The 18,538-nt window shown below is 52.5% G+C and carries 20 protein-coding genes; 10 read left to right on the top strand and 10 right to left on the bottom strand.

Annotated features, from left to right (window positions below):
* Positions 1-34: 34 nt before the first annotated feature.
* From manD to ACIRQ6_RS01460, 4 genes are all read right to left on the bottom strand, one after another.
* Positions 35-1,261 (bottom strand): D-mannonate dehydratase ManD, encoded by a 1,227-nt coding sequence (manD, locus tag ACIRQ6_RS01475; protein ID WP_420862359.1) that lies wholly within the window; start codon positions 1,259-1,261, stop codon positions 35-37.
* Between the two features lie 84 nt (positions 1,262-1,345).
* Positions 1,346-1,786, bottom strand: a complete 441-nt coding sequence (locus ACIRQ6_RS01470) for a response regulator (RefSeq protein WP_420862358.1) — start codon at positions 1,784-1,786, stop codon at positions 1,346-1,348.
* Positions 1,783-3,198 carry a sensor histidine kinase gene (locus ACIRQ6_RS01465; RefSeq protein WP_420862357.1) on the bottom strand — a complete coding sequence of 472 codons (1,416 nt, stop codon included), beginning with the start codon at positions 3,196-3,198 and terminating at the stop codon, positions 1,783-1,785. The genes ACIRQ6_RS01470 and ACIRQ6_RS01465 overlap by 4 nt, the downstream gene beginning before the upstream one ends.
* Positions 3,199-3,436: 238 nt before the next feature.
* Positions 3,437-4,030 carry a LysE family translocator gene (locus tag ACIRQ6_RS01460; RefSeq protein ID WP_420862356.1) on the bottom strand — a complete coding sequence of 198 codons (594 nt, stop codon included), beginning with the start codon at positions 4,028-4,030 and terminating at the stop codon, positions 3,437-3,439.
* A gap of 91 nt (positions 4,031-4,121) precedes the next feature.
* On the opposite strand from ACIRQ6_RS01460, the gene ACIRQ6_RS01455 reads away from it, so the two are divergent.
* Positions 4,122-4,928 (top strand): division plane positioning ATPase MipZ, encoded by an 807-nt coding sequence (locus ACIRQ6_RS01455; RefSeq protein WP_420862355.1) that lies wholly within the window; start codon positions 4,122-4,124, stop codon positions 4,926-4,928.
* Positions 4,929-4,931: 3 nt separating this feature from the next.
* Here the strand turns inward: ACIRQ6_RS01455 and ACIRQ6_RS01450 are convergent, their stop codons facing one another.
* The 4 genes from ACIRQ6_RS01450 to ACIRQ6_RS01435 form a co-directional block, all read right to left on the bottom strand.
* Entirely contained in the window at positions 4,932-5,105 is a 174-nt protein-coding gene (locus ACIRQ6_RS01450) for a hypothetical protein (RefSeq protein WP_420862354.1), read from the bottom strand.
* 272 nt (positions 5,106-5,377) lie between these two features.
* Positions 5,378-8,152 carry a formate dehydrogenase subunit alpha gene (fdhF, locus tag ACIRQ6_RS01445; protein WP_420862353.1) on the bottom strand — a complete coding sequence of 925 codons (2,775 nt, stop codon included), beginning with the start codon at positions 8,150-8,152 and terminating at the stop codon, positions 5,378-5,380.
* Between the two features lies 1 nt (position 8,153).
* Positions 8,154-9,842 carry an NAD(P)H-dependent oxidoreductase subunit E gene (locus ACIRQ6_RS01440; RefSeq protein WP_420862352.1) on the bottom strand — a complete coding sequence of 563 codons (1,689 nt, stop codon included), beginning with the start codon at positions 9,840-9,842 and terminating at the stop codon, positions 8,154-8,156.
* 83 nt (positions 9,843-9,925) lie between these two features.
* Positions 9,926-10,813, bottom strand: coding sequence for a LysR family transcriptional regulator (locus ACIRQ6_RS01435; protein WP_420862351.1), 888 nt, complete (start codon positions 10,811-10,813; stop codon positions 9,926-9,928).
* A 129-nt stretch (positions 10,814-10,942) separates the two neighbouring features.
* Between ACIRQ6_RS01435 and ACIRQ6_RS01430 the strand changes: the two genes are divergently transcribed.
* The 9 genes from ACIRQ6_RS01430 to ACIRQ6_RS01390 are packed head-to-tail and all read left to right on the top strand — an operon-like array spanning position 10,943 to position 17,480.
* The gene (locus ACIRQ6_RS01430; protein WP_420862350.1) at positions 10,943-11,227 is read left to right on the top strand and encodes an STAS domain-containing protein; all 285 of its coding nucleotides are present in this window, start codon (positions 10,943-10,945) and stop codon (positions 11,225-11,227) included.
* Entirely contained in the window at positions 11,224-11,595 is a 372-nt protein-coding gene (locus tag ACIRQ6_RS01425) for a response regulator (RefSeq protein ID WP_420862349.1), read from the top strand. Before ACIRQ6_RS01430 ends, ACIRQ6_RS01425 begins: the two co-directional genes overlap by 4 nt.
* A gap of 4 nt (positions 11,596-11,599) precedes the next feature.
* Entirely contained in the window at positions 11,600-13,777 is a 2,178-nt protein-coding gene (locus ACIRQ6_RS01420) for a chemotaxis protein CheW (RefSeq protein ID WP_420862348.1), read from the top strand.
* Positions 13,767-14,234 carry a chemotaxis protein CheW gene (locus tag ACIRQ6_RS01415; RefSeq protein WP_420862347.1) on the top strand — a complete coding sequence of 156 codons (468 nt, stop codon included), beginning with the start codon at positions 13,767-13,769 and terminating at the stop codon, positions 14,232-14,234. The genes ACIRQ6_RS01420 and ACIRQ6_RS01415 overlap by 11 nt, the downstream gene beginning before the upstream one ends.
* A 2-nt stretch (positions 14,235-14,236) precedes the next feature.
* Positions 14,237-15,085 (top strand): CheR family methyltransferase, encoded by an 849-nt coding sequence (locus ACIRQ6_RS01410; protein ID WP_420862346.1) that lies wholly within the window; start codon positions 14,237-14,239, stop codon positions 15,083-15,085.
* 24 nt (positions 15,086-15,109) lie between these two features.
* Positions 15,110-15,496 carry a response regulator gene (locus ACIRQ6_RS01405; RefSeq protein ID WP_420862345.1) on the top strand — a complete coding sequence of 129 codons (387 nt, stop codon included), beginning with the start codon at positions 15,110-15,112 and terminating at the stop codon, positions 15,494-15,496.
* A gap of 3 nt (positions 15,497-15,499) precedes the next feature.
* Positions 15,500-15,859, top strand: a complete 360-nt coding sequence (locus ACIRQ6_RS01400; RefSeq protein ID WP_420862344.1) for a hypothetical protein — start codon at positions 15,500-15,502, stop codon at positions 15,857-15,859.
* Between the two features lie 32 nt (positions 15,860-15,891).
* Positions 15,892-16,959 (top strand): CheB methylesterase domain-containing protein, encoded by a 1,068-nt coding sequence (locus ACIRQ6_RS01395; protein ID WP_420862343.1) that lies wholly within the window; start codon positions 15,892-15,894, stop codon positions 16,957-16,959.
* The gene (locus ACIRQ6_RS01390) at positions 16,956-17,480 is read left to right on the top strand and encodes a chemotaxis protein CheD (protein WP_420862342.1); all 525 of its coding nucleotides are present in this window, start codon (positions 16,956-16,958) and stop codon (positions 17,478-17,480) included. Before ACIRQ6_RS01395 ends, ACIRQ6_RS01390 begins: the two co-directional genes overlap by 4 nt.
* Before the next feature lie 3 nt (positions 17,481-17,483).
* Here the strand turns inward: ACIRQ6_RS01390 and ACIRQ6_RS01385 are convergent, their stop codons facing one another.
* Together ACIRQ6_RS01385 and ACIRQ6_RS01380 are read right to left on the bottom strand one after the other, a co-directional pair.
* Positions 17,484-17,813 (bottom strand): hypothetical protein, encoded by a 330-nt coding sequence (locus ACIRQ6_RS01385; RefSeq protein WP_420862341.1) that lies wholly within the window; start codon positions 17,811-17,813, stop codon positions 17,484-17,486.
* Positions 17,814-18,088: 275 nt separating this feature from the next.
* Positions 18,089-18,529 (bottom strand): response regulator, encoded by a 441-nt coding sequence (locus ACIRQ6_RS01380; RefSeq protein WP_420862340.1) that lies wholly within the window; start codon positions 18,527-18,529, stop codon positions 18,089-18,091.
* Positions 18,530-18,538 lie beyond the last annotated feature (9 nt).

Below are 18,538 nucleotides of genomic sequence, written 5' to 3'. Positions count from 1 at the left end.
CAAATAGACGTTTCCAAAAGCCGCCAGGCCGACTTCAATAATTCCAAATCGTGCCATCCTGCAGCCGGACCACGGGGTGGCTGCCGGGGGAATAGGTATAGCGTTTGGCCTCAGTCTCATCGAAATCGACGCCCAAACCCGGCGCGTCGCTGACGTAGACCATTCCGTTTTCCATCCTGTGATCTGACGGGAACAGCGCATCGCACGCTGGCGTGCCTAGAACCAGATACTCTTGGATGCCAAAGTTTGGGGCCCATGCGTTCAAATGGGCGTGGGCCGCCATACAGATCGGGGAATGACTGGGCGCACCATGAAACCCTGTGCGCACATGATGCAGGCCCGCCAGATCAATGATACGTTTCACATGAGTGATCCCGCCTGCATAGGTCGCGGCCACTCGAATGAAATCAATCAACTCATTTTCGATCAGTTTGTTACATTCCCAGATCGAGTTAAACACCTCACCAATCGCGACCGGCACCGTTGAATGGGCGCGCAACAGCCGTAGGGCCTCTTGATCCTCGGCAGGGGTTGGGTCCTCTAGCCAGAACAGGCCCACGGATTCAACCGACTTGGCAAACTCGGCAGCCTCACGCGGCAACAGTCGGTGATGAACGTCGTGCAGAATATGCAGGTCTGGCCCAAATCGCGCCCGAATTTCCGCCAAGGCACCGGGCATATAGCGCATGTAGGTGCCCGTATCCCATGTCTCGACCTTGGGGCGAACACCGCTAAAATCGGTCATATATTCGGTCGACGCGCCTTTGGTTTCGGGCACGGCATAGCTGGCACTGGGCATACCGGGAATACCACATTGCACCCGAACGGCTTTGTAGCCCTGTTCGACAAAATGCGCGACAGAGTCCATCAAATCCTCAAGATCAGCACCAGTCGCATGAGCATAGACCATAGCGCCCTCGCGACTTTTGCCCCCAAACAGCTGATAAAGCGGCATGTTCGCCAGCTTGCCCTTGATATCCCAAAGCGCCATGTCAATTGCCCCAAAGGCTGCCATAGCAATCGGCCCCCGGCGAAAATAGGCCCCTCGATAAAAGAACTGCCAGATATCCTCGCTGTTGCGCGGGTCCATACCGATCAAGTTGGGGATCAAGTAATCGGTCAGATAGGCCGCAGGCAGGGTTTCGCGGTTGTTCAAGGTCGCATCCCCCAAACCATACACCCCTTGATCGGTCATAATCTTTAGCGTGACATAGTTTTTCCCCGGTCCACCTACAAAGACCTGTGCATCCGTAATTTTCATCGCGAAACTGTCCCCCCTCGCGCAGCCTTTGCGCTAGAATAGAACCCTACGCGATATTGTCACCTTGTCCTTTATGGACGCCGCCTAGAGTTCTGTGGGCCGCGGCTTGAGGCCCTTTTGGGCGTCTTCCAGCAAACCCACAAAGCTTTCCAAATGCTTTGCCGTGAGTGGCTTGCTCAAAAAGCCCTTAATCGCCTCGCTTGCATCAGCCTTTGCACGGTCTTCAGGGCTGAGGGACGTGGTCAGCATCATGACGACCGGTGTTTCATATTCATTGCCCAAATACTGCTGAGCAGCATCAAGAAACTCGAAACCATCCATTTTGGGCATGCGAATATCCAACAATATCAAATCGACCAACGGCATTTCGTCATTTTGCAGATAGGCCACCGCATCTGTGGCCAAGGTAAACCCAATCACATCGCTGGCCAGTCCCGATCTTTCAATGATGCGACGATACATCCGCTGATCAAATGCCTCGTCATCGATAAGCATAACCCGCCCAAGGGGTGTTGAAGTATTCATGCAGCGTTCCTTTGGCTTTCGTCACTGGCGTGATCGGTTAAGTTGTACAATTCCACGACAAAGCGCGCTCCGCCTGTATAGTCCGCATCAACTGTGATGCTGCCACCATGATTGTCGGCAATACGCGCACATGTGGCCAAGCCCAACCCAGTGCCCGGATATTCGTCTCGCAAATGTAATCGCTCAAAAAGCTTGAAAATCCGTTTCTGATCTTCTGGGGCAATTCCAATCCCATTGTCCTGCACCGTCAGACGCGTTCCGGCACCACCGTCCAAAGCCGTTGCACTCACATGCACTTTGGGTACAGATCCATCGGGCTGAAACTTGAGGGCATTGGCAATCAGGTTTTGAATAAGCATATGAATCTGCCGCGTATGGCCGATGATCTGCTGCGGTGCATCAACTGTGACCTCTGCGCGAGCAGAACTGATATCAAAGGATAAATCCGCCAAAACATCCTGCGCCACAGTCCCCAGATCTACTGGCACTGGATTGCTTTCGCCGCTGGTGACCCAAGCATATTGCAAGATGTCTTCCACTTGGCCGCCGATCCGCTTGACCACTGCAAGGGCCTCGTCCAGCATTTCACGTCCATCTTCACTCAGGCGTTCTTCTTCTTCGATCAAGACCTCATCCAAAATCAAACCGATGCTGTTGGCCGGTGATTTAAGATCATGTGACACGGCATATGTGAATTCGGCTTGCTCTTGGCGTAACGCCTCACTGGCGCGGTTTGCTTCAACCAGCTCTTTGTTTTGGTCGGTCAGGCGCGATAGGGTGCGCTGCAAAAACCTGTGGCCGGGCAGAAAAACCAACAAAACTTCGACACAAATAATGAAGATCGCCAGCAATAGCGATCCCCGTTCAAGATTTTGCAAAACCGCAACCCGCTTGATCGAGACCTTCTCAATACTGGAGACAACTTCATCCAAGTCGCGCAGCAGACCCTCACGTTCGATTTGTCGCAAGCCCGCAAGGCTAATCGGATCCATCGGATTCGCCAGAATGCCATGTGCATGCACAAGGTATCGGTTCACCCGTTCATCAAGCGATTGGCCCGTAGCATCACGTTGAAAATACAAATCACTGGTCACCACATTGAGATTGGCATCGGTGCTAAGGGCCGCGTGGGATTCTTCAAACAAATGCACTGCTGCCTGCAATTGATTGATTGCCGTTTCCAGTTCCGCTCGCGTATTTTCCAATGCAGATCCCGGAGACGAGGCCAAATCCTGTGCCAGGTAAATGATTCGCTGGCTTAGCATACGTTGACGTCCCGCCAAGTTGATCTTGGCCGCATCTTCGACCAGATCATCCGACGCCAATTCCGTGATGACCATCGATGCCACCACGCTGACCAACAACAGTGACAACGCAGACAAATAGACAATAAACAAACGTCGTAAACTCAAAACCGCCCCCCCGGCTCTCAAATTGCTAAGCCTGAATTTGCGGGCTAGTAGATCCAATTCAATCCACAAAGCAGCCTATCGGTTAGCAATTTCAACAAGATACAACCACAGGATGTTATCGAAGGAAAGCACTTCATTGCCCGTGGCCCTATTGCGATGGCTTGATCCCCGTGCCGAGTGCTGGTGAATTTGCCTGCAGCTGTGGCACCATCACCCAGATAAATCGGGCCGATAAGGGTCACAAAAACTGCGCAGCCGCAGCCAAAACCACCACCAAAACCAAGGCCACAGCCATAGCTACATTGATCAATCTTTGTGTGGCTTTAGGCAGTTCCATACGCTTTAAGGCCCCTCCCACCCAAAGCCAGCCGAGATGGATTGGGATCCAAATAGCGTTTACGGCTACGAATTTGAAAATCATCTCAGTCAAGAGTGCGTCTTGGAAAATAACAAATCCCGAAAACAAAGTCGTGTTCACGACATAGGCCTTTGGGTTCACCGCTTGCAGAGCAATACCATCCCAGACGTTGGGGCATCGGGCCGCCGGTTCAAATGCCGTTTTTGTGCCTGCGAGGGCAATCTTTGCCGCCATGTACAATAGGTAACCTGTCGAAAGAACGAACAAAACGCTGCGGATCACAGGGCTGGCCAAAACGACTGCAGCCACCCCAGTGACAACCGCCAATGCCACCAAATTTGTCCCGATAAAGAGCCCCAGCACATAGGCAAAGCCCGCGCGAAACCCAAATGCAGCACCTACGCCAGCTGTCGACAAAACCCCCGGACCAGGGGTGATGATCAAAAGAAACACCGCCCCAATAAAGCTGATCATCGAAAGAACCTTCTCTTTTCCTAAGCAGCACAGTTATCTATACACACAGCAATCAAGCCTCGCGAAGGGGCGCAATCGCTGGGGGCAAAGCGTGGCACATATCATTGTCGTAGGGAACGAAAAAGGCGGATCGGGCAAATCTACGACCTCGATGCACGTCGCCACGGCACTTGTGCGCATGGGGCACAAAGTTGGGTGTCTTGATCTTGATTTGCGGCAGCGCTCGATGGGTAGCTACATCGAAAAACGGATCGCCTATTGCGCGGACAAAGGCCTCGATTTGGCGACGCCTACCTATCGGCCCCTCCCAGAAATTGACGCCAAAGAACTCAAAGACGGCGAGAACATCTATGATCAACGGCTGTCGCTGGCTGTGGCTGGTTTAGAGGCTGACGTTGATTTCATTTTGATCGACTGCCCTGGATCCCACACACGGCTCAGCCAAGTGGCGCATTCTTTGGCGGATACACTGGTAACCCCTTTGAACGACAGCTTTATTGACTTCGATCTTTTGGCCAAAACCGATCTAGACGGTAAGGTCAAAGGCCCGTCCGTGTATTCTCAAATGGTGTGGAGCGCGCGGCAACTGCGCGCCCAAGCCGGACTGCCGCCGATTGATTGGGTCGTCGTGCGCAACCGCCTTGGGGCGCAGAATATGGTCAATAAAAAGAAGATGCGCGACGCGTTGGAAAATCTGTCAAAACGGATCGGTTTTCGTTTTACTGATGGATTTGGCGAACGCGTTATTTTTCGCGAGCTGTTTCCACGTGGCTTGACGTTGCTCGACTTACGCGACCTTGGGGTTGGCAACCTGAACATCTCGAATGTGGCCGCCCGCCAGGAACTGCGCGAATTGATGAAGGCGCTAAATCTGCCCGGTGTTAAAATCGATTTCTAGCGTTTAGTTCAGAGTAGTAATCTGAATAGTCGCGGGTTGATCAGGCACGGATACTTGTGCCGATGTGCCCAGCGCAGATCGGGCACTGTGACTGATGTCCAGCACAAGAATATCTGCAACCATGAACATTGCTGCCAAACCGGCAAAGCCAAGGCAATTGAAAATAAAATAGCGCATGATGCATCTCCCCAGATATCATGCCCTCACCCTGCAATGTTATCTCTTAAGATCCCGTCAAAATTGTGACGCCTCGTCGTTTTTCTTTGCTCAAACATCGAAAAAGGCGGGCCTGCGTCAGCGGGCCCGCCCCCCATCGGATTGCGCAAGCAATTCGATAAGTAAAGTCGTGTCGGATTGCGCAAGCAATTCGATAAGTAAAGTCACGTCGGATTGCGCAGGCAATTCGATAAATCAAATCACGTCGGATTGCGCCAGCAATTCGAAACCCTTTATTCTGCAGCAATCGTTTCCACAGCTTCGGCCCGTACCGCTGAGAACTTGAACTCCGGGATTTTCCCGTAGGGATCAAGGGCTGAATTGGTCAACAGGTTCGCCGCCGCTTCCACATAGGCAAAGGGCAGGAACACGTTGTCTTCTGCCACTGCGCGGTCTGCACGTGCCATCACCAACACCGACCCACGGCGCGTTGACAGACGGATCATCCCACCAGCTTCGACCCCTAATTTGCGCAGAGTGCGCGGGTGCAGTGAACAGTTGGCTTCGGGCTCTAGTGCATCCAATGCCGACGCTCGTCGCGTCATCGACCCAGTGTGCCAATGCTCTAACTGACGCCCTGTGATCAGCACCATTGGATACTCCGCATCCGGCACTTCATCGGGTGCTATCACATTGGCTGGTGTGAATTTTGCGCGGCCCTCGGCCCGTGGGAAGCCATCGCCAAACACAATCGGCTGGCCCGGATCGGTTTCATCTAGCGACGGATAGGTCACTGCGGTCTTTTCCAACCGATCCCATGTGATGTTGTCCAAGGATTTCATGTTCAGCTTCATTTCTGCAAACACTTCGGACGGGTGCGTATAGGTCCAGTCCAGCCCGAGGCGTTTGGCCAATTCGACTTCGATCCACCAATCCTCACGCGCGTCACCGGGGGGCGATACCGCTGGACGGCCCATTTGCACCTGACGGTTTGTGTTGGTCACGGTGCCGGTCTTTTCGGCCCATGCGGATGCAGGCAGGATCACATCGGCATAGTTCGCGGTCTCTGTCAGGAAGATATCCTGCACCACCAAATGTTCCAATTTGGCCAGCGCGTGGCGTGCGTGATCCACATCGGGGTCGGACATTGCAGGGTTTTCACCCAGCACATACATGCCGCGAATATCGCCTGCGTGGACCGCATCCATGATCTCGACCACGGTCAGGCCTTTTTGTGCGCTAAAGTCGCCCGAACCCCAAACATCCGTAAAGGCAGACCGCACTCCGTCATCCATCACCGACTGATAGTCTGGCAGGAACATCGGGATCAGACCCGCATCAGACGCCCCTTGCACGTTGTTCTGACCACGCAACGGATGCAGACCCGCGCCGGGCCTGCCCACGTGACCACACATCAGGGCAAGGCTGATCAAGCAGCGCGAATTGTCAGTACCGTGGATGTGCTGGGAAATCCCCATACCCCAGAAAATCATGCCAGCTTTGGCGGTCGCAAAGGTCCGCGCCACATCGCGCAGTACGTCTGCTTCAATCCCGCAGATCGGCGCCATCTTTTCGGGCGTGAAGCCGGCAAGGTGGGATTTCATATCCTCCCAGCCTTCGGTGTAGCCTTCGATATATTGCTGATCATACAGCTGTTCTTCCACGATCACGTTCATGATCGCATTAAGCATCGACACGTCCGCACCCGGTTTGAATTGCAGCATATGCGACGCGTGACGCTTCATCCCAGTGCCGCGCGGGTCCATGATGATCAGCTTGCCACCGCGTTTGGTGAACTGCTTGAAATAGGTCGCAGCAACGGGGTGGTTTTCGGTCGGGTTTGCCCCGATCACGATGGCCACATCGGCGTTCTCGATCTCGTTAAATGTCGCGGTCACAGCGGCCGAGCCGACGTTTTCCATCAACGCAGCGACCGAGGACGCGTGGCACAACCGCGTGCAGTGATCGACATTGTTGTGGCCGAACCCTTGGCGGATCATTTTCTGGAAGAGATAGGCTTCCTCGTTGGAACACTTGGCCGAGCCAAAGCCCGCAACCCGTGTGCCCTTGTCTTCGCGCAATTTGGCCAGACCGTTTGCCGCCGCATCCAGCGCTTCGTCCCATGTGGCTTCGCGGAAGTGGGTCAGCACATTGCCCGGGTCCACGTTCAAGCCCTTGGCAGGTGCGTCTTCGCGGCGGATCAACGGTTTGGTCAAGCGATGCGGGTGGTCGATATAGTCGAACCCAAAGCGGCCTTTAACACAGAGCCGGTTTTCGTTGGCAGGGCCTTCAACCCCTTCCACATATTTGATTTTGTTGTCCTTGATCTTGAACGACAGTTGACAGCCGACACCACAGAACGGGCAGACGCTTTCAACCTCACGGTCGAAGTCTTTGCTGTCGCCTTCTTGGTTTTCATCGACCACTGTGGCAGGCAGCAAGGCCCCTGTCGGGCAGGCTTGCACACATTCGCCACAAGCCACGCAAGACGATGCGCCCATAGGGTCGTTCATGTCGAACACAATCTCGGCACCCTTGCCGCGCCCTGCCATGCCGATCACATCGTTGACCTGTACTTCACGGCAGGCCCGCACGCACAGGCCACATTGGATGCATGCATCAAGGTTCACGGACATCGCCACGTGGCTGTTGTCGAGCAGCGGGATCGCGTCCGGCTCAACCCGTGGGAAACGACTTTCGATGACCTCGGTTTCCGCCGCCATGTCCCAGAAATGGCTGGACGCATCGTGGGGTTTTTCCGGCTGGTCTGTGGCCAGCAGTTCCAACACCATCGCGCGGGATTTTTCAGCGCGCTCGGACACGGAATTGACGACCATGCCGTCGGTGGCTTCGCGGATACAGGACGCCGCCAATGTGCGTTCGCCTTCCACTTCGACCATGCAGGCCCGGCAGTTGCCGTCGCTGCGATAGCCCGGCTCAGGCTTGTGGCAGAGGTGCGGGATCACAAGGCCGCGCCCGTTGGCGGCTTCCCAAATGGTTGTGCCTTTGGGGACTGTGACCTCATCGCCGTTCAGCGAGAATGTGACTGTGTTTGCTGTATCGAGCATCTTAAATCTCCTCACCGAAGTGTTTCATGGTCAACCGGATCGGGTTGGGGGCGGCTTGGCCCAGACCACAAATGCTGGCGTCGGACATCACTTGGCAGAGGTCCTCAAGCAGCGGTTGATCCCATGTGTCGGCTTGCATCAGTTTCACGGCCTTTTCGCAGCCCGTGCGGCAGGGCGTGCATTGCCCGCAGCTTTCGTCCTCAAAGAACCGCAGCATGTTCAGCGCGGCGGCCTTGGCACTGTCGTGATCGGACAAGACCACCACAGCAGCCGAGCCGATGAACGTGCCCAGCGGTTGCAGCGTGTCAAAGTCCAGCGGCACATCGTTGATCGACGCAGGCAGCAGACCAGAAGACGGTCCACCCGGTTGATAGGCTTTGAAGCTGTGCCCATGCAGCATCCCACCGCAGGCGTCGATAATATCAGTGATCGTCGATCCGGCTGGCAGCAGATGCACACCGGGGTTTTTGACGCGTCCTGACACTGAATAACTGCGCAAGCCTTTGCGACCATTCTTTTCAGTCGCGTTCAGAATCTCTGGCCCCTCGCGCATCACGCGGGCGATCCACAGCAGGGTTTCCACATTATGCACCAGCGTCGGACGGTTAAAGATACCGACTTGGGCCACATAGGGTGGGCGGTGACGTGGAATGCCACGCTTGCCTTCGATACTTTCAATCATTGCGGATTCTTCGCCGCAGATGTAGGCCCCTGCCCCTCGACGCAGGTCAATGAAGCCTTCGGACACGATGCCCGCGGCCTCTAGCGCTTTGATTTCTTCGGCCAAAATATGCAGCACAGCAGGGTATTCATCGCGCATGTAGATAAAGCATGTGTCGGCCTCAACAGCCCAAGCCGCGATCAACATACCTTCCAAAAACAGGTGCGGCGTGCGTTCCAGATAGTAGCGGTCTTTGAATGTGCCAGGCTCGCCCTCGTCACCATTCACGGCCAGATAGCGCGGCCCTTCGGCTCCACGCACAAAGCCCCATTTGGTGCCCGATGGGAAGCCCGCACCGCCAAGCCCACGTAGGCCACTTTCTTTGATGGTAGCTTGCACCGCTTCCCAATCTCCACCGTCGCGCAGCGTGGTCAGTTGGGTGTAGCCGCCGTTCGCTTGATAGGCCGCCAGCGCTTCATAGTCGGGGATGTCCGCGTGGAAATGCTTGGCCGCGATGATCGCATCGACCTTTTCCACTGTCGCGTTATCGATATGGTGGTGGCCGATCTCCAAGACCGGGGCCGTGTCACAGCGGCCCATGCAGGGCGCGCGCAACACGCGGACCTGCGAGGCGTCCAACCCGTCTTCCAACGCGGCCTTCAATTGCTGCGCCCCTGCCAATTCACACGACAGTGAGTCGCAGACACGGATGGTCAGCGCAGGCGGAACAGGCTCGCCTGTTTTGATCACGTCGAAGTGGGCATAGAAGGTGGCGACCTCGTAGACTTCCGCCTGCGACAGACGCATTTCATCGGCCAAGGCGCAGAGGTTCTCGACACTCAGATGCCCCTGATCATCTTGAATCAAATGCAAAAATTCGATCAACAAGTCCCGATTACGCGGGCGGTCGCCCAGCAATGTGCGGATGTAGTCCAATGCGCTGTCTTCCGGCTGACGGCCCTTTGGGGTTTTACGCCCTTTGCCTTTGCCTGATTTCCAAACACCTTTTGTATCGTCGAGTGGCGCCATTGGGACCTCCTTGGTTTCCCTAGCAGTGCCATCAGTAATTGATATATTCAAATAGCTTATTGCGCATGTACGATAATTTTTACTTATAATGCTGCTGCTAGCGAAATTGCCCTTAGCTTTTGTACAATCGGTAAGGCCCTCCCACGTCGCGAGGTAAGCAAACCGATAGTTTTGGCCACCACAGGTTCGTGTAATTCCAATGCAGTAATCGCCTCGGGCATGGTAAATGTGTCCAAAAGGCCCTTGGGCAAAATTGCAGCTACGGCGCCCTGCTGCACCATCATCAGCGCTGAGGTGAACCCGTTAGCTTCGCTTACAATGTTTGGAACCAAGCCAACTTCGGCAAATATATTGTCTAAAATGCGCCGGTTTTGCATCTGACCATCCAACAAACATAGCGGCACCCCAGCCAAATCATCCCATCTGACCTTGCCTGCATCGCCCGCCACAACCGCCTTTGGCGCAAGCAAAACATAGGTTTCCTCATAGACCGGTTCGACCTGCAAAAGATCCGTGGACACGCCGTCCGTATAACTTAGGCCAGCGTCCAGTCGACCGTCCTCGATCCCTTGCTGAATGGCCAAGGATGACGCAGATTCCAGACGGACAAATACCTGCGGAAACTGATCATAAAGCGCAGCCACTAGGGCCCCCGCCTGCGCCAATGCCGTGGGCACCACACCCAAGGTTAGTGTGCCTGCAATGGGCCCGTCACCGGCCTTGATTTCCTGCTCCAAGCCGCGCACATCATCCAGAATGCCCAACGCCCGCTGGACCAAAAGCTCGCCTTGTGGGGTGAGGCCCAGAAACCGGTTGCCACGCCGCACGATTGCGACACCTAGGCGGTCTTCAAGTGCGCGGATCCGCATGGAAAACGCTGGCTGTGAAATTCCGCATTCTGTTGCTGCTTTGGCGAAATGCTTGTGGCGGGACAAAGCCGTCAAAAGTTGCATATCGCGCAGATCAATCATTTCAATTCGCCTTAGGCTATTCCACCGCAGCACCATGGCCGAAAATATTGGGCGAGCAAAACGATTTGTTAAGGCACCGTGCGCTAAGGGTATCGCACAATTTTGACAGATGCGTGAAAGGTTACAGCAGTGAGTGATGCCTCTATCTATCCGCTTGGGCGACACAAAGGTCACCCGGCGCAAAACCCCTTGATCGCCTTCTTTCAGAACGTTCAGGATCGGGACGTAGACATTCAATGCGATAATGTTTCACGCATGGACGCGCAAAACCTCCAAATCCTGCTGAGCGCGCAAAAGGTGTGGCAGGCAAAGGGCCTCAATTTTGAACTGTCGCGCATGTCCAACGATCTACGCTCCAGTCTGGCGCTGCTGGGTGTTTCTTCTACGCAATTTGAAAATGAGGTTCCTTCGTGAAAACCAAAGTCTTGGCCATTGATGACAGCCGCACGATCCGCGAATTGCTTCGCCAATCTATCGAAGATGCTGGTTTCGCCTACTTCAGCGCGGACGACGGTGTGGAAGGCGTGGAACGATTTGAACAATTGACCCCAGATGTGGTCATCACCGATATCAATATGCCGAACAAAGACGGGTATGGCGTTATTCAAGACATTCGTGCCGCAAACGAAAACTCCACAGTCCCGATCCTTGTTCTCACAACAGAAAGCTCGGATGAGGCCAAGGCCCGTGCCCGTGAAGCAGGTGCGACTGGATGGATCGTAAAGCCGTTCAATGATGCATCCCTGATTTCAGTCCTTCATCGGGTCACAGGCGGGGCGTGATCCTATGAGCATGAACTCGATCCGCGATACCTTTTTTGAAGAATGCGAGGACCTTCTGGCCGCTCTGGCAGAAGGTCTTGACGAAATGGCAACCGACAGCGTCGACAACGAGGTTGTGAACGCAGTTTTCCGGGCTGTTCATTCGATGAAAGGTGGTGCTGGCGCCTTTGGCTTGGATGACCTTGTTGGCTTTGCTCACACGTTCGAAACAGTGCTCGACAACATTCGGTCAAACAAACTGGATATGTCCGAAGAGCTCTTGCTTGTATTGCAAAAATCGGGCGACCAATTGACAGACCTAGTCAGCTCCGCACGTGATGAAACGCCCGTCGACCAAGCAACTGTTGCAGGCGTCATTAGTGAATTAGGCGGTTTCTTGGGCGCAGATGCATCGGCTTCGCAAGCCCCTGCCCCAGACGAAGAATTCGTTTTTGATGCCGTGGCGTTCAATTTCGATGATGACGCAAGCGCCGCCGCATCTACGCCCAATCCTGCTGACACAAACGAGACCGTGTTTAAAATTCAGTTTCGTCCATTCAATTCTCTTTTTGCAAACGGGCACGAACCCATATTGTTGTTCGAAGCCCTGGAACGTCTTGGCACACTGGACGTCTGTCTCAACAGCGAAACTCTGAGTGAACTGCACGACCTCAGCGTATCAGAATATGGCCTCAGTTGGGATCTGACGCTGACCACGCAAGAACCCGAAACTGCATTGGATGAAGTTTTTGAATTCGTTGAGGGCCTTTGTGATCTGCGTATAGTACGTCAAGACCTAGCTGCTTCAGACGACCCAGCTCCCGCATTGGATTTGGATGCCATGTTTGGCGCGGCTCCAACGCCAGCGCCTGTCGCCGAGGAACCACTCGCAACAGTTCCAGATCCACCCCAAAAGGCCCAGAAACCGCCACAAAAAACAAAGGTCACTCCTGCTGCACCTCCAGCAAAAACTGAACCCAAAGGGCCACGCCCGACCCTACGCGTGGATCTCGAAAGGGTAGACCGTTTGATTAACACGGTCGGGGAACTGATCATAAATCAAGCCATGATTGCTCAGCAGATTGACAAGTTGCAATCGCATAATGTGACGGATTTGCAAAATGATCTGGAGGACTACAAACTCTTAGCCCGCGAAATCCAAGAGGGGGTCATGGCCATCCGTGCCCAGCCCGTCAAGCCCTTGTTCCAGCGCATGGGCCGCATCGTTCGAGAAGCCAGTGAAGCGACTGGAAAACGCGCCAAACTGGTGACGATTGGTGACGACACCGAAGTCGATAAAACAGTTATTGAACGGCTTGCTGATCCCCTCACCCACATGATCCGAAATGCTGTCGACCATGGCCTCGAAGACATTGAAACCCGCAAAGCGGCCGGAAAACCCGATGTAGGTCAGATAAAATTAAACGCCTCGCATCGATCCGGCAACGTCGTCATCGAAATCTCGGACGATGGCGCTGGCCTCAACCGAGATAAGATCAAAGAAATTGCGATTACCAAAGGCCTCATCCCAGCTGACGCCGATTTGACTGAAAACGAAATTGACAATCTTCTCTTCCTGCCAGGTTTTTCGACCGTCTCGAAAGTGTCAAATCTTTCTGGGCGTGGTGTTGGCATGGATGTTGTCAAAAACGCGGTTTTGGCCCTTGGTGGACGAATTTCTATTGCATCAGAACCGGGCAAAGGATCAGTCTTTTCTGTGATTTTACCGCTTACTCTGGCTGTACTCGATGGCATGGTCGTGTCCGTCGGCGATGAAACTATGGTTGTTCCGATTACATCTATTTTGGAAACGGTGCGCCCAACCAAAACAGATATTTTCCCGCTTGGTGTTGATGGAAATGTTCTTTCAATACGCGGCAGCTACGTCCCAATAATCGATGTCGCTCAGAGCCTCAGCTTCACTGCAAACCAGCAAAACTCAGTCCCAGAAGTTTTGTTGGTTGTAGAAACCGATCGCCATGGAGTGCGTGCCTTAGCTGTCGACGCAATTCATGATCAAAGACAAGTAGTCATAAAAAGTCTTGAAGGAAATTACGGCAAAATCCCTGGTGTGTCCGCTGCAACAATTCTTGGTGATGGCAAAATTGCACTTATTCTGGACCCCGACAACATTGCAGATCTAGCAACAAACCAAAGCGAAAATAGTACCGCAGCTGAAGAGGATGCACAAAATGTCGCCTGAACAAGAACCCCTGAAATCAGGGCAGAAAGAGTTTGTAACGTTTACATCAGGTGACCAAAGCTTTTGCCTCGAGATCATGCAGATCAAAGAAATACGAAGATGGGCGCAAGTAACCGCGCTTCCCCATGCGCCGGAGGATGTTATGGGCGTAATGAACCTGCGTGGTTCGGTAATCCCGATTTATGACCTCGCCGCGCGTTTCGGCTTTGGCAAAACAGAAGCTAACGAAAGAAATGTGGTAATCATTGCGACCGTTGGCGATCAAACCATTGGTCTATTGGTCCAATCCGTCTCAGAAATCTTAACAGTACCGCTCGACGCTATTCAGGAAACACCTGACGTCAAAAGCGAAGCCACAAGACAGAGCATTATAGGTGTAATCTCGCGGGAAGATGACATGACCCGAGTAATCGACCTCAAGGCAGTCATCGCGCCTGTTGAACGATTGGCCTCGTAAAGATGCCTGAGCCGGCCACCACTGCCACATCCGAGTTCTCTTTTAGCGACGGTGCGTTCGACCAACTTGCCGCCATCGCGCACAAGCGCTTTGGCCTGAGTCTACCAAAATCGAAGAAGACTCTGGTCTATTCGAGACTAAGCAAACGCGTCCGAACACTTGGGTTGGATAGCCTGGACCGTTATGTCTATCAGCTATGTGACCGAATAAATCCACAAGAAGACACCGTACTAGCATCCCTACTAACGACCAACGTCACTCATTTTTTCCGTGAGGCTCATCATTTTCAGCATCTACGCGACCACTGTATTCCGCGCTTGATCGAAAAAGCCGCCAATGGTGAAAGAGTAAGGCTTTGGTCTGCCGGTTGTTCCTCCGGTCAAGAGGCATTTTGTATTGGCATGCTCTTGATCGACGCATGCCCAGAGATCGAACGATATGACATTAGAGTTCTCGGGACAGATATCGATCCCAAAATGGTGAAAACGGCCTCATCCGGTATGTATCCCTGCGAACTGGTAAAGACAAAAAAGGGTTTTTCTGTCGAACCACACTTTGAATTGGACGCAAGACAACAGACCTACAGCGCCTCCCGCAAATTGCGGAAAATCGTTTCTTTTGCAGAACTAAATTTGATTGAACCGTGGCCGTTTTCTGGAACGTTTGACGCCATATTTTGCCGCAACGTCGCAATCTATTTTGATACCCAAACACAAGCAGAACTATGGAACCGCTTTGCTGCAAGCCTTCTTCAAAACGGAATGCTCTATCTTGGGCATTCCGAAAGATTGGACGATAACGCCCTGCAAAAATTTAGGCCAGTCGGGGTTACGACCTATGAGCGGCTGTGAACATAATACCTTGAAAGGACGGACATGAGCCTCAAAAATCAACTGAAGGTTATGGTCGTGGACGATATGTCCACAAGCAGAGCCCTGATCACCCAAGCTCTGGACGCAATCGGCGTAGCAAACTATGCCGTCGAAAATGATGGCCAAAATGCACTCAAGACACTCTCCACTGCACCAGTCCACTTAGTGCTCTCCGACATGAACATGCCAAATATCGATGGTCTCGGACTGCTGGAGGCCTTGCGCCGCAATCCTGCTACGGCACGCGTTGGGTTTATCCTAGTGACCGGGTCACCATCGCCAGAGATTGTCCAGCGTGGGCAAAAACTGGGCCTCAACAACATAATCAAAAAGCCATTCTCTCCAGCCCAAATGAAGCAATGCATCGAACGTGTCGTAGGAAGGCTCTAAGAAATGAAACTTTCACTATCAGAAATCTTTGACCGGCTGGGATCTGAGATAACGCAAATCCATAAAAATATTGATCAAGTTGAGCAAACGATCCTCGGCCTTCTGGAAGATCACGAAATTCAATTGGAAGAAAACGTAGTCGAAAAGCTGCAGTTTATAGATCTGTTGTCACAATCATCTGCCGCTCTTGCCGCTTACACAAACGGCGTCTCGCAGGCCATAAATGTCAGCGAACAAATAGATACAACTGCTGCGCTCTCTTCGGTTCCGCTCAATGACATGCGATGCCGGCTAGCATCCTGCTCTAGCCCGCTTTCGACCAAGGCCCTTCCTGAAAAAGGTAAGGCGGAAATGTTCATCTAAAACAGTGGACACTATTGAAATATTTTGTGCGCATGGGCGCACGCGGCTTGAGTTCTCCAAAGATTAGAGTTTTTGTGACAGACGTTTATATCATTTCTTCTAGTACTGTAGGCTTTCAAAATGTTCTACGTGCGATGCGACGGTCTAGCGGTCTCCGTTTTTTGGGCCGATCAGAGACGCTGTCGGCCGCACGTCGCCAGATCGAATATAATCGCCCTTCTGTCATTCTGATAAGTTCGAAATTCTTAAGCGATCCAGACTTCGAAGCAGCGACCACACTTTTCCTTTATATGGAAGTACGTTGGCTCGTCTTTGAAGACGAAGGCTGTCAGCAGCATGCAGTTCCACTCAGGAAACATCGATCAGACCTTTTCGTGATACCGTTGAACGCGACCCAGAGCTTTATCGAGCATCAGATTGCTGCGGTGTGCCATGCGCACTGGAATGGAGGTAAGTCAGAACCGCCTGCGTCTCGAAATGAACATATCCAAAAGTGGAACAAGTCAGTCTTTATAGGGAGCTCAACCGGGGGTATCGGCGCACTTATTTCCATCTTAAAGACATATCCAAAGATCTGCCCCCCAACAGTCATTGTTCAGCATACCGGCACCCAATTCATTCCCAGCCTTGTGAACCTCTTAAATTCGAAAACCGCATCACGCGTCGAATGTTTCTCCTCCAATACTGCACTCAAAGCCGGCCATATCTATTTGGCAGGAGGATCGCGACAACATCTGGAAATCACTGTATCCAGTCAAACACAACGCGGGATTTTAACTCCACCTGGTCCAAAAGACCTTCATGTTCCGTCAATTGATACGCTGTTTTCGTCGGCCTCAAAGTTGGCAGAGAATGCGATAGGGGTCCTATTAACCGGCATGGGAAAAGACGGAAGTGTTGGCCTAGGAAAAATGCGAGCCGCTGGCGCATGTACGATCGTACAAGACGAAAAAACGTCCACAATCTACGGTATGCCCAAAATTGCATGGGAGACTGGAGCCGCCGAATTTAAGCTTCCAATACAAAATATCGGACCGAAAATTTTGGAGTCGGCACAGACAAAATCGTCTTTGCATCATGCTGGCCGGATTTCGACATGACATCACCTATCTCAAAATCGGTGACCCAGGGAAATTTCTACGTCTCGTCCGAATGTGATCATGTTCTAAATTGCGTTTTGGGATCCTGCATAGCAGCCTGTCTTTACGATGAGACGCAAACCATAGGCGGGATGGCTCATTTTCTTTTGCCTTGTTCCAACGACCGGGACGGTAAAGAAAGTACAAAATACGGTGCCTACTCGATGGAGCTTTTAATTAACGAGATCATGCAAAGAGGTGGCGATAAATCCCGTCTGAAAGCCAAAATTTTTGGTGGTAGCCAAGTGACGAAAGGTTTTTCCACCGTGGGTGAACAAAACATCGACTTCATCCGGGCGTTTTTGCTGCACGAAGGCATCCAAATTGTGTCGGAAAACCTAGGGGGCAAGAGGGCACGACAAGTGCGGTTTTGGCCCACAACGGGTCGCGCACAAATGATGCTTCTTCCAAATGCGATCTTTGATCAACCATCCAAAACAAAACTCATGTCGACTGGCCGAAACGAAATAACCCTTTTTTGACCTTCAATGCGACGTCCCCAGTTTGTGATTGCGCAAAAGATCCAGAACAAGACCTTGCCCGCCCAGTCCCCCATTTGCCTGCTCTAGAGCTTTATTTACCTGCTTGGCCACCTGACTTTCGTTCAAACCGGCCTTGATAAGGACCCCCTTAAGTCTGGGGTTCATAATATCGATATCATCTGGAAACGTGGTTGCACTTGTCACCAGCAAAACTGGGCACAAGCGATTGAGTTCCACTTGTTCCAAAAATTCCAGAGCAAAAGATCCATTCTGACCTGGCAAGAAATAATCAACAAAGATCAAATCAAAATAGACGGTTTCGACAAGATCCATAAATCGAGACGGCCGATCTGCCTCAAGCCACTCAATATCGTGACCGATGGATCGCGGGCGCGCCAATCGCCGCAAGCGACATCTGTCGAATGTACAATCGTCCAACACCAAAAAACGCTTCTTGTTTTGTTCTGGAACAAGAAGCGACCGAGCTGTGTGCCGTTTGTCTATCGGGAAAGCCATCGAACGCCCTCGTTGTGATCAAAGTCACGGGCAAACTGGCGCAGCGTTGTTTCTATCGGGTTAATTTGCAGAGACGCGCGTTAACACATTCCTTAAGGCATCTCGACCAAACGGCTATAGGCGTTGATCATCTCAAGAGCCTGCCACAGTGTTTCCTTAGGATTATCTTTCACAATATAGCCTGCAACGTTCTTTTCGTATGCTGATGAAACGTCCCTCGGTGTGTCCGAGGTCGTCAAAACAAAGATAATCAGCTTGTTTAGCATCGGGTCCGATCTGATTTTTTCAAGAAATTCAAAGCCGTTCATCCTCGGCATGTTCAGGTCGAGAATGACGATATACGGCAATAGCCGCCCTTCAGCCTCTACCGAAGCGTTCAAAATCGAGAGGGCTTCTAACCCGTCTTTGGCGATCTCTAACTCGTTTACGATCCTTAATTTTCTAAGGCTTCGTTGCAAAGCCATAATGCTGACCCGGTCATCATCAACGATGAGGAAACGCACCTCTTTGGTCTTAGGCAGTTCTTGGTCCATATCTTTTCC

Source organism: Algirhabdus cladophorae (genome assembly GCF_044772865.1).
GTDB classification, from domain to species: Bacteria; Pseudomonadota; Alphaproteobacteria; order Rhodobacterales; family Rhodobacteraceae; genus Algirhabdus; species Algirhabdus cladophorae.
Note: the sequence above shows the minus strand (reverse complement) of the source record. Positions and strands in the feature narration are given on the sequence as shown.

Excerpts from the sequence above, each read along its gene's own strand:
- manD (WP_420862359.1), bottom strand. The coding sequence starts at position 1,261 with ATGAAAATTACGGATGCACAGGTCTTTGTAGGTGGACCGGGGAAAAAC.
- ACIRQ6_RS01470 (WP_420862358.1), bottom strand. The coding sequence starts at position 1,786 with ATGAATACTTCAACACCCCTTGGGCGGGTTATGCTTATCGATGACGAG.
- ACIRQ6_RS01460 (WP_420862356.1), bottom strand. The coding sequence starts at position 4,030 with ATGATCAGCTTTATTGGGGCGGTGTTTCTTTTGATCATCACCCCTGGT.
- ACIRQ6_RS01450 (WP_420862354.1), bottom strand. The coding sequence starts at position 5,105 with ATGCGCTATTTTATTTTCAATTGCCTTGGCTTTGCCGGTTTGGCAGCA.
- fdhF (WP_420862353.1), bottom strand. The coding sequence starts at position 8,152 with ATGCTCGATACAGCAAACACAGTCACATTCTCGCTGAACGGCGATGAG.
- ACIRQ6_RS01440 (WP_420862352.1), bottom strand. The coding sequence starts at position 9,842 with ATGGCGCCACTCGACGATACAAAAGGTGTTTGGAAATCAGGCAAAGGC.
- ACIRQ6_RS01435 (WP_420862351.1), bottom strand. The coding sequence starts at position 10,813 with ATGATTGATCTGCGCGATATGCAACTTTTGACGGCTTTGTCCCGCCAC.
- ACIRQ6_RS01420 (WP_420862348.1), top strand. The coding sequence starts at position 11,600 with ATGAGCATGAACTCGATCCGCGATACCTTTTTTGAAGAATGCGAGGAC.
- ACIRQ6_RS01415 (WP_420862347.1), top strand. The coding sequence starts at position 13,767 with ATGTCGCCTGAACAAGAACCCCTGAAATCAGGGCAGAAAGAGTTTGTA.
- ACIRQ6_RS01410 (WP_420862346.1), top strand. The coding sequence starts at position 14,237 with ATGCCTGAGCCGGCCACCACTGCCACATCCGAGTTCTCTTTTAGCGAC.
- ACIRQ6_RS01405 (WP_420862345.1), top strand. The coding sequence starts at position 15,110 with ATGAGCCTCAAAAATCAACTGAAGGTTATGGTCGTGGACGATATGTCC.
- ACIRQ6_RS01400 (WP_420862344.1), top strand. The coding sequence starts at position 15,500 with ATGAAACTTTCACTATCAGAAATCTTTGACCGGCTGGGATCTGAGATA.
- ACIRQ6_RS01395 (WP_420862343.1), top strand. The coding sequence starts at position 15,892 with ATGGGCGCACGCGGCTTGAGTTCTCCAAAGATTAGAGTTTTTGTGACA.
- ACIRQ6_RS01390 (WP_420862342.1), top strand. The coding sequence starts at position 16,956 with ATGACATCACCTATCTCAAAATCGGTGACCCAGGGAAATTTCTACGTC.
- ACIRQ6_RS01385 (WP_420862341.1), bottom strand. The coding sequence starts at position 17,813 with ATGGATCTTGTCGAAACCGTCTATTTTGATTTGATCTTTGTTGATTAT.
- ACIRQ6_RS01380 (WP_420862340.1), bottom strand. The coding sequence starts at position 18,529 with ATGGACCAAGAACTGCCTAAGACCAAAGAGGTGCGTTTCCTCATCGTT.